At 71.4% G+C, this 9,708-nt stretch carries 9 protein-coding genes and 1 rRNA gene; all 10 read left to right on the top strand.

The window, feature by feature from the left end; translation table 11 throughout:
- A 5S ribosomal RNA gene (rrf, locus tag ABTX81_RS21820) occupies window positions 1-93 on the top strand; the annotation flags it as partial.
- A 97-nt stretch (window positions 94-190) separates the two neighbouring features.
- A complete protein-coding gene (clsA, locus tag ABTX81_RS21815; RefSeq protein WP_350548172.1) occupies window positions 191-811 on the top strand; it encodes a cardiolipin synthase ClsA in 621 nt (206 codons plus the stop codon).
- A gap of 124 nt (window positions 812-935) precedes the next feature.
- Window positions 936-3,431, top strand: coding sequence for a sugar phosphate nucleotidyltransferase (locus tag ABTX81_RS21810; RefSeq protein ID WP_350548170.1), 2,496 nt, complete (start codon window positions 936-938; stop codon window positions 3,429-3,431).
- Between the two features lie 201 nt (window positions 3,432-3,632).
- The gene (locus tag ABTX81_RS21805) at window positions 3,633-4,742 is read left to right on the top strand and encodes a DUF881 domain-containing protein (protein WP_350548168.1); all 1,110 of its coding nucleotides are present in this window, start codon (window positions 3,633-3,635) and stop codon (window positions 4,740-4,742) included.
- Window positions 4,739-5,071, top strand: coding sequence for a small basic family protein (locus ABTX81_RS21800; protein ID WP_344340336.1), 333 nt, complete (start codon window positions 4,739-4,741; stop codon window positions 5,069-5,071). The genes ABTX81_RS21805 and ABTX81_RS21800 overlap by 4 nt, the downstream gene beginning before the upstream one ends.
- A gap of 184 nt (window positions 5,072-5,255) precedes the next feature.
- A complete protein-coding gene (locus tag ABTX81_RS21795) occupies window positions 5,256-6,266 on the top strand; it encodes a DUF881 domain-containing protein (RefSeq protein ID WP_502892824.1) in 1,011 nt (336 codons plus the stop codon).
- A gap of 115 nt (window positions 6,267-6,381) precedes the next feature.
- Complete coding sequence (locus tag ABTX81_RS21790) at window positions 6,382-7,260, top strand: double zinc ribbon and FHA domain-containing protein (protein ID WP_502892822.1); 879 nt, start codon at window positions 6,382-6,384, stop codon at window positions 7,258-7,260.
- A gap of 179 nt (window positions 7,261-7,439) precedes the next feature.
- On the top strand, window positions 7,440-8,135 hold the full coding sequence (gene ftsR / locus ABTX81_RS21785; protein WP_350548166.1) for a transcriptional regulator FtsR: 696 nt from the start codon (window positions 7,440-7,442) through the stop codon (window positions 8,133-8,135).
- An 86-nt stretch (window positions 8,136-8,221) separates the two neighbouring features.
- Window positions 8,222-8,698, top strand: a complete 477-nt coding sequence (locus tag ABTX81_RS21780; protein ID WP_030062493.1) for a bifunctional nuclease family protein — start codon at window positions 8,222-8,224, stop codon at window positions 8,696-8,698.
- A gap of 261 nt (window positions 8,699-8,959) precedes the next feature.
- Window positions 8,960-9,622, top strand: coding sequence for a MerR family transcriptional regulator (locus ABTX81_RS21775; RefSeq protein WP_350548164.1), 663 nt, complete (start codon window positions 8,960-8,962; stop codon window positions 9,620-9,622).
- Window positions 9,623-9,708: the final 86 nt, after the last annotated feature.

Here is a 9,708-nt window from a genome sequence, read left to right as displayed (position 1 = left end):
ACGCCCGGTTACATTCCGAACCCGGAAGCTAAGCCTCACAGCGCCGATGGTACTGCAGGGGGGACCCTGTGGGAGAGTAGGACGCCGCCGAACAAATTTTCTGGAGAAGCCCCCGCCGGTCATCGGTCGGGGGCTTCTCTGTTGTAAGGTCAACATGCAGTAGTTGCTAGACGTGACAGGAGGCCCCCGGGTGGAGGTCCAGGAGACGCGGGTCCAGACCGATCGCGTCCTCACCATCCCCAACCTGCTGAGCATGGGCCGGCTGGTCGGTGTTCCGCTCTTCCTCTGGCTGATCCTCTGGCCGGTGTTCGACGGACCGAACAACGACGGTTGGGCCTTGCTGATTCTGATGCTCAGTGGCATCAGTGATTACCTGGACGGGAAGCTCGCCCGGAGGTGGGGTCAGATCAGCCGGGTCGGGCAGCTGCTCGACCCGCTGGCGGACCGGCTCTATGTGTTCTCCACCCTTGTCGGCCTGACCTGGCGTGAGATCCTGCCGTGGTGGCTGACGGGGATCCTGCTGGCCCGCGAGGTGTTTATCGCGGCGCTTCTGCCGATTCTCAACCGGCACGGCTACGGACCGTTGCAGGTGAGTTTCCTGGGGAAGGCCGCGACATTCAACCTGATGTATGCCTTTCCGCTTCTGCTGCTCGGCTCCGGGGACAGCTGGATCGCCCGGCCGGCCGAGGTCGTGAGCTGGGGCTTCATCTGGTGGGGGACGGTCCTGTACTGGTGGGCCGCCATTCTCTACGCGGTGCAGGCGCGGCAGATCATCCGCGGCGGCGCGGGCTCCTCGGTGTCCACCGTCTGAGACGTGATCTGAGAGAATTCCCACGGCGACACGGTGCGTCGGACGATACCTTCCGGGTAGACCACCTCTGGAACGGTTTGATGGACCCACAGGGTCCACCACCGCGAAGGAGGACGCACCCGTAATGAAAGCCGTTGTTATGGCAGGGGGCGAAGGCACTCGACTTCGCCCGATGACCTCCAGCATGCCGAAGCCGCTGCTTCCGGTCGCCAATAGGCCGATCATGGAGCACGTGCTTCGGCTGCTGAAGCGGCACGGTCTCTCCGACACCGTCGTGACCGTCCAGTTCCTGGCCTCACTGGTGAAGAACTACTTCGGTGACGGCGAAGAGTTGGGCATGCATCTCACCTATGCGAACGAGGAGACCCCACTAGGCACTGCGGGGAGTGTCAAGAACGCCGAGGACGCTCTCAAGGACGACTCCTTTCTGGTGATCTCCGGCGACGCGTTGACGGACTTCGACCTGTCGGAATTGATCGAGTTTCACCGCAGTAAGAACGCACTGGTCACCGTCTGTCTCACCAGGGTGCCGAATCCCCTGGAGTTCGGTATCACGATCACCGACGACGAGGGCCGGGTCGAGCGCTTCCTGGAGAAGCCGACCTGGGGGCAGGTCTTCTCGGACACGGTGAACACCGGTATCTACGTGATGGAACCCGAGGTCTTCGACTACGTCGCGGCCGGCGAGTCGGTGGACTGGTCGAGCGACGTGTTCCCGCAGCTGCTCAAGGAGGGCAAGCGGGTCTACGGCTATGTGGCCGAGGGCTACTGGGAGGACGTGGGCACCCACGAGAGCTACGGCAAGGCCCAGGCGGACGTCCTGGAGGGCAAGGTCGACGTCGAGCTCGACGGGTTCGAGATCTCCCCGGGCGTCTGGGTGGCCGAGGGCGCGGAGGTGGACCCGGAGGCGGTGCTCCGCGGCCCGCTGTACATCGGCGACTACGCCAAGGTCGAGGCCGGTGTGGAGCTCCGCGAGCACACCGTGCTCGGCAGCAACGTCGTGGTGAAGCGCGGGGCCTTCCTGCACAAGGCGGTCGTCCACGACAACGTGTACGTCGGGCCGCAGAGCAACCTGCGCGGCTGCGTCGTCGGCAAGAACACCGATGTGATGCGGGCCGCGCGGATCGAGGACGGCGCGGTGATCGGGGACGAGTGCCTGGTCGGCGAGGAGTCGATCATCGCGGCCAACGTCCGGGTCTACCCGTTCAAGACCATCGAGGCGGGCGCGGTCGTCAACACCTCGGTGATCTGGGAGTCCCGGGGCCAGGAGCACCTGTTCGGGGTGCGCGGCGTCTCCGGCATCCTCAACGTCGAGATCACCCCGGAGCTGGCCGTGCGGCTGGCCGGGGCGTACGCGACGACCCTGAAGAAGGGGGCGACCGTCACCATCGCGCGTGACCACTCGCGTGGTGCGCGCGCGCTCAAGCGGGCGATGATCTCCGCCCTGCAGACCAGCGCGATCGACGTCCGCGACCTGGAGAACGTACCGATGCCGGTGGCCCGGCAGCACACCGCGCGGGGCAGCGCCGGCGGGATCTTCCTGCGGACCACCCCCGGGGTGCCGGACTCGCTGGACATCCTGTTCTTCGACGAGCGCGGGGCCGACCTGTCCCAGGCCGGCCAGCGCAAGCTCGACCGCGTCTACGCGCGCCAGGAGTACCGGCGGGCCTTCCCCGGCGAGATCGGCGACCTCACCTTCCCCTCCAGCGTCTTCGACTCCTACGCGGGCAACCTGCTGCGGACCGTCGATATCACGGGCGTGCGGGAGGCGGGGCTGAAGGTGGTCGTGGACACCGCGCACGGCAGCGCGGGCCTCGTTCTGCCGAGCATCCTCGGCCGGCTCGGGGTGGAGGCGCTGACCGTCTCCAGCGGGCTCGACGAGGCGCGGCCCACCGAGGACGCCGAGGAGCGGCGGGCCGGGCTGGCACGGCTCGGCGAGCTGGTCGCCTCCTCGCGCGCGGCCTTCGGCGTGCGCTTCGACCCGGTGGGCGAGCGGGTGGCCTTCGTGGACGAGTTGGGCCGGGTGATCGACGACGACCGGGCGCTGCTGGTCCTGCTGGACCTGGTCGCGGCCGAGCGGCGGAGCGGGCAGGTGGCGCTGCCGGTGACCACGACCCGGATCGCCGAGCAGGTCGCGGCCTACCACGGCACGCAGGTCATCTGGACCACCACGACGCCGGACGACCTGGCCAAGGCGGCCTCCACCGAGGGCACGGTGTTCGGCGGCGACGGGCGCGGCGGTTTCGTGGTGCCCGAGTTCAGCGGGGTGCTGGACGGGGCCGCGGCCTTCGTCCGGCTGGTGGGCCTGGTGGCCCGCACCCAGCTCACGCTGAGCCAGATCGACGCGCGGATCCCGCAGGCGCACATCCGCCGGCGGGACCTCGCGACGCCGTGGGCGGCGAAGGGCATGGTGATGCGCTCGGTGGTGGAGGCGGCCGGCAGCCGGCGGCTGGACACCACGGACGGTGTCCGGGTGGTCGAGGCGGACGGGCGCTGGACGCTGGTCCTGCCGGACCCGGCCGAGGCGGTCACCCACCTGTGGGCCGAGGGTCCCGACGACGCGGCGAGCGAGGCCCTGCTCGACGAGTGGGCGGCGGTGGTCGACAGCGCCGGGCGGTGAGCCCGGAGCGGGGCGGGGCGGCGCCGGCCGTCCCGCCCCGCTGTCCGTTTCGGGTGGTTGGTCACGGTCCGCCGGGTTTGGCATGTCTGCAGCTCAGGGGGCGTGCGTGGGGCCCTCGCGCGACATGGGACGATGGTCCGCATGTCAGCGACGCCGAGGCCGGGTGCCAGCAGTGGACGGTTCAACCGTCCGGATGCCTCGATGTCCCTGCTGACCAATGTGATGGACCACAGCCTGGACGAGGGCTACGCCGAGGCGGCGGCCGCGCGCGGCGGGGACGGGCCGTACCGGATACCGGGGACGACGCGCGGGCTGCTGACGCTGGGCGCCGGGCTGGCGCTGGTCGGCGCGGTGGTCACGGTCGGGGCGGTGAACGCCCACAAGGCGGAGCCGACGCTCGCCCGGGAGCGCGACGCGCTGATCCACCGGATCAACGATGCCAACGGTTCCGCCGACAAGCTCCAGCAGCAGGTCCAGGACCTGCGCCGGAAGGTCGAGGGCACCCAGCAGCAGGCGCTCGCCGCCGCGGGCGAGGGGGACTGGACGGCGGTGGCCGGCGCGGTCGGCCTCGGCGAGGTGACCGGGCCCGGGGTGAAGCTGGTGGTGGAGGACGCGCCGGGCACCGGCGCCGGCGGGAACGTCGACCCGCGGGCCGGGCAGGGCTTCTCCAACAGCGGGCGGCTGCGCGACCGCGATCTGCAGCTGGTGGTGAACGGGCTCTGGGCCTCGGGCGCGGAGGCCGTCTCGATCAACGGGCAGCGGCTCACCGCGCTCTCCGCGATCCGTGCCGCCGGTGAGGCGGTGCTGGTGGACAACCGGCCGTTGGTGCCGCCGTACACCGTGCAGGCGCTCGGCGACGGCACGCGGCTGGTGAGCGCCTTCGAGAGCGCCATGGCGGGCCAGTACCTGCGGCTGCTCCAGGAGAAGTACGGCATCAAGTCGACCATCTCGGCGCAGAAGAGCCTGACCCTGCCCGCGGCCGTCGGCGTCACCCTGCGGACCGCGCAGCCCGCCACCCCCGAGCCCTCGCCGAGTGCGAGCACGAGCCCGAGTCCGACCGCCGGCGCGGCCGCGAGTCCGAGCGCGAGTCCGACCGCCGGCGCGGCCGCGAGTCCGAGCGCGTCCCCGAGCGGGAGCGCCGGCGCCGGGGTGGCCGCGACGGGCAGCCCGTCCGGCGAGGCCTCGCCGTCGCCGAAGGCGAGCGGCAAGCGCTCGCCCAGTGCCCCGGCCACCAAGAGCACGACCTCCCGCCCGACCACCGCGACCACCACCGGGTCGCCCTCCGCAGCGACAGGAGCCGCTACACCGTGATTGCCGTACTGGGTCTCGTGATCGGGGTCGTCGTCGGACTCTTCGTCCAGCCCGAGGTGCCCGACGCCGTGGTGCCCTACCTGCCGATCGCGGTGGTGGCGGCGCTGGACGCGGTGTTCGGCGGTGTCCGCGCGATGCTGGACGGGATCTTCGACGACAAGGTGTTCTTCGTCTCCTTCCTCTCCAACGTGGTGGTGGCGGCGCTGATCGTCTTCCTCGGCGACCAGCTGGGCGTCGGCTCGCAGCTGTCCACCGGTGTGGTCGTCGTCCTCGGCATCCGCATCTTCTCCAACGCCGCGGCGATCCGGCGCCATGTCTTCCGCGCCTGAGCCGGGCCGCGGGCGCGCGGCGGAGGAGAAATCGGACGGATCGGCGGGAGAAGTCGTGCAGGAGGAGAAGCGCGGGGAAAGGTCCGCGGACGAGGCGGTGACCGGGCCGGTCGAGGCGGCCGCGGTGGAGGCCGCGCCGGCGGAGACGGTGGAGAGGGCGGAGAGGGCGGAGAGGGCAGAGAAGGTGCCCGAGAAGGCCCGCGAAAAGGCCCTTGAGAAGGCGCCCGTGCGGCCGGCGGAGGCTCCGCGCGCCGGGTCCGACGCCGAACCCGAGGTCGAGTCCGCCCCGCCCGCCCCCCGGCGCGCCCCCGTGGTGACGCCTGCGCCAGCGCGTGCGCCGGAGGTGACGGCGGAGACGCCCGGTGCTGACTCCGGGCCGGCGGATCCCGCGGAGGAGCCGGAGCCCGAGGACGACCAGGAGGAGCCCGAGCACGCGCCGATGTCGGTTTCCGCGCAGACCGTCGACCGGCACGCCGGACGCCGGCGGTTGATGGCCGCGCTGTGGCCGCCGCGGCTGTCGCGCGGTCAGCTGGTGGTGGCCCTGCTGCTCTTCTCGCTCGGCCTGGGACTGGCGATCCAGGTCCGCTCGACCAACGACCACCACAGTCAGCTGCGCGGCGCGCGCCAGGAGGACCTGGTCCGCATCCTCGACGAACTGGACAGCCGTCAGCAGCGTCTCCAGCAGGAGAAGGCGGAGTTGGAGCAGTCCCTGGCCAAGTTGGAGAACAGCTCCAACCAGGCCAAGGAGGCCCAGGAGCAGACCAGGAAGAAGGCGACGGAACTCGGTGTCCTCGCCGGGACCGTCCGGGCCACCGGTCCGGGCATCGTACTGACGGTCGATGATCCCCAAGGGCAGGTGAAGGCAGATATGCTGCTGGACACCCTGCAGGAACTCAGAGCGGCGGGGGCGGAGGCGATTCAGATCAACGATGTGCGCGTGGTGGTCAACACCTACTTCACGGACGTGTCCGGCGGCGGTGTGCAGATCGACGGCAAGAAGGTCTCGGCGCCCTACCGCTTCACCGTCGTGGGGAATCCGCAGGACCTCACGCCCGCGTTGAACATTCCGGGAGGCGTCGTCCGTACCCTGGAGAGCCACCAGGCACGAGCGACGATCTCCCAGCAGCAGAAGGTGGTCGTCGACGCGCTCGTCGATCCGAAGACGCCGCAGCACGCCAAGCCGGCTCCGAAGTGACCGTCACGTTCGGAGCGCCACTCCAGCCGGCCCGATCCACGACCGGGCCCGCATCCTGTCCGAGGTTCTCACCCTGCCCCACGGGCGGGTCTGTCACACGCAAGGGGATTCGCCCGTGAGTTTCTTCTCGAAGTTGTTCGGTCGCAACAAGGGCCGCGGCGCGGCCGCGGCGGAGGCGCCCACCGCGCTGCACCGCCGGGACGACGAGCCCGCCGTGCCGGGCATGCGCTCCGCCCCGGAGGGGGCGGAGTACGCCGAGCGTCCGCTGTTCCGGGACGGCGCCGGAGCCCAGTACGCGGGGAATCAGGCGGGCTACGGCGCGTCGGTTGACCCCTCCGGCGGCCCGCGCATAGGTTTCCCGACAGGACCCTCAACCTCTGGTGGAGGGTTTGCCCCGGACCCGTACGCCGGGCACAACCCGTCGGGTGTGCCGCGCCAGGAGGCTGTGAACATGGCTGGCCCCACTCCGTGCCCCAGGTGCGGCAACCAGAACCCGGCCTCCGCGCGGTTCTGCTCCAACTGCGGTACGGCGCTGCGCGGCGGACTGCTGCCGGAGGGGTCGGCCGAGACCACCTCGACCATCTCGATCTCCGGTCTGGAGTCCTACGACCCCAACACCACGACCGGGACCGGCACGCCGGCGCTCTCGGCCGAGGTGCTGGCCGCGATCGACGCGCTGCCCCCGGGCTCGGCCCTGCTGATCGTCCAGCGCGGCCCGAACTCCGGCAGCCGGTTCCTGCTGGACTCGGACAAGACCACCGCGGGCCGCCACCCGCAGGGCGACATCTTCCTGGACGACGTCACGGTCTCCCGCAAGCACGTGGAGTTCCGCCGGACGCCGGGCGGTGGCTTCACCGTCGCCGACGTCGGCAGCCTGAACGGCACCTACGTCAACCGGGAGCGGATCGACGAGGTCGCCCTGAACAACGGCGACGAGGTGCAGATCGGGAAGTACCGGCTGGTCTTCTTCGCCAGCCACAACCGGGGGTACTGAAAACAACGTCGGCAGGAGCCCGAGTGAGTCCGAACACCCCTTCCTCTCCTCTCGGGGCGGCCACCCCCGCGTCGTCCGGCCCCCGGCCGGACCAGGGCGCGCGGGGGGTGGTCGCGGCCCCCAGGCAGCCGGTCCGCCCGGACCGGCCCGCCGGGCGGCGGCGCGGTGGTGACGAGCTGTTGAGCATCGGCGCCGTGCTGGCCTTCCTGCGCGACGACTTCCCCGAGGTCACCATCTCCAAGATCCGCTTCCTGGAGGCGGAGGGGCTGGTCGAGCCGCAGCGCACCCCCTCGGGGTACCGCAAGTTCAGCCCGGCCGACGTCGAGCGGCTGGCCTATGTGCTGCGGATGCAGCGCGACCACTACCTGCCGCTGCGGGTGATCCGCGAGCACCTCGACGCGATCGAGCGCGGCGAGAACCCGCCGGCGCTGCCCGCGGCCGCGGACGCCCGGCCCGGGCCGCTGGAGGAGGCGGACCGCGAGCTGACCGCCGCGGCCGAGGCCTCGACCGGGGTCCGGCTGGGCCGGGCCGAGCTGCTGGCGGCCGCCGAGTCCGGCGAGGCCGAGCTGGCCGAGTGGGAGTCCTACGGGCTGGTCGCGCCCGGACCGGACGGCGGCTACGACGGCGAGGCGCTGCAGGTCGCCCGGCTGGTCGCGGAGCTCGGCCGGTACGGGCTGGAGCCGCGCCACCTGCGGGCCATGAAGGCCGCCGCGGACCGGGAGGTCGCGCTGGTCGAGCAGGTCGTGGCGCCGCTGCGGCGGCACCGCAACCCGCAGACCAGGGCGCACGCCGAGGCGACCGCCCGGGAACTCGCGACGCTGTCCGTCCGGCTGCACGCCGCGATGGTCCAGGCGGGCCTGCGGATCCGGTCGTGACCCGGGCCCCTGCGGGCCCACCGCGCTGACCAGCGGTGTCGGCGCTGCGCTTTCATATCCGGGTCGGGAGCCATAGGGTTGCCTGTGTGAATGAGCTCGACGTCGTGGGTGTCCGGGTGGAGATGCCTTCCAACCAGCCGATCGTGCTGCTGCGGGAGGTAGGGGGCGATCGGTACCTGCCGATCTGGATCGGCCCCGGCGAGGCGACCGCGATCGCCTTCGCCCAGCAGGGCATGACGCCGGTGCGCCCGCTGACGCACGACCTGTTCAAGGACGTCCTGGAGGCGCTCGGCCAGCAGCTCACCGAGGTCCGGATCACCGATCTGCGCGAGGGCGTCTTCTACGCCGAGCTGGTCTTCGCCGGCGGGGTGGAGGTGAGCGCCCGGCCGTCCGACGCGATAGCGCTGGCGCTGCGCACCGGCACGCCGATCTACGGGAGCGAGGAGGTGCTCGCCGAGGCGGGCATCGCGATCCCGGACGAGCAGGAGGACGAGGTCGAGAAGTTCCGCGAGTTCCTCGACCAGGTGTCGCCGGAGGACTTCGGCGGGGGCGGCCCGCAGTAGGGCCGGGGCGCGGCCCGGGGGCGCCGCGGAACCGGCCGGCGGGCCGAGGTGCCGTAGGTGATACGGCTGTTTTGCCAAAATGCTCGCACCTACCCACACTAGGGGCACGAAAAACCACTCTCCTGAGTGACGTGGTCTGTTCGGCTCGGCGTGGCGATCGTTGACGGGCCATGGGGGACTGCCTACCGTCAGGAGGAGCTGCCCGGGTGCCCGATCGCCCGCGGTCTGGGTTGCCCGCAGCACGAGTGGACGGAGGTAGGCATGACCGGCACTGGCGATGAAGTGGCCGCGGGAGGCCTGTGCGCCGTGCACCTGCCGCGCACCACCCGCAAGGTGACCGAACTGCCCCGGACGGCGGAGCTGCCGAGGGTGGGCCGGTTCCCCGCGGTGCAGCCCGGCCAGCCGGCCCTGGAGCGGCTCTCACCGACGTCCGAGCTGATCGGCTACCGGGGTCCCACCGCCTGCGCGGCGGCCGGGATCACCTACCGCCAGCTGGACTACTGGGCCCGCACCGGCCTGCTGGAGCCGAGTGTGCGCTCGGTGTACCCGGCGAGCAGCCAGCGGCTCTACAGCTTCCGCGACATCCTGCTGCTGAAGATCGTCAAGCGGCTGCTGGACGCCGGCGTCTCGCTGCAGAACATCCGGGTGGCGGTCGCCCATCTGCAGGCCGCCGAGGTCGCCGACCTGGCCGGGCTGACGCTGATGTGCGACGGCGCGACGGTGTACGAGTGCACGACCCCCCAGCAGGTGGTCGACCTGATGAAGGGCGGCCAGGGGGTCTTCGGGATCGCGGTCGGCGCGGTCTGGCGGGAGCTGGAGCTGACCCTGGTGCGGCTGCACGCGGAGCGGACGGACACCGGTGAGACGGTGGTCGGCCAGGACCCGGCGGACGAGCTGGCGCAGCGGCGCAACCGGGCCGTGTAGGAACATTCGAGCGACGCCGTGGGCCCGGACGGGGAACCGTCCGGGCCCACGGCGTCGTCGTGCCCGGGGTGAACCGAGTTGAGGGA

Source organism: Kitasatospora sp. NPDC097605 (assembly GCF_040302725.1).
GTDB lineage: Bacteria > Actinomycetota > Actinomycetes > Streptomycetales > Streptomycetaceae > Kitasatospora.
Note: the sequence above shows the minus strand (reverse complement) of the source record. Positions and strands in the feature narration are given on the sequence as shown.

Excerpts from the sequence above, each read along its gene's own strand:
- ABTX81_RS21810 (WP_350548170.1), top strand. The coding sequence starts at position 936 with ATGAAAGCCGTTGTTATGGCAGGGGGCGAAGGCACTCGACTTCGCCCG.
- ABTX81_RS21775 (WP_350548164.1), top strand. The coding sequence starts at position 8,960 with ATGACCGGCACTGGCGATGAAGTGGCCGCGGGAGGCCTGTGCGCCGTG.
- ABTX81_RS21805 (WP_350548168.1), top strand. The coding sequence starts at position 3,633 with ATGTCCCTGCTGACCAATGTGATGGACCACAGCCTGGACGAGGGCTAC.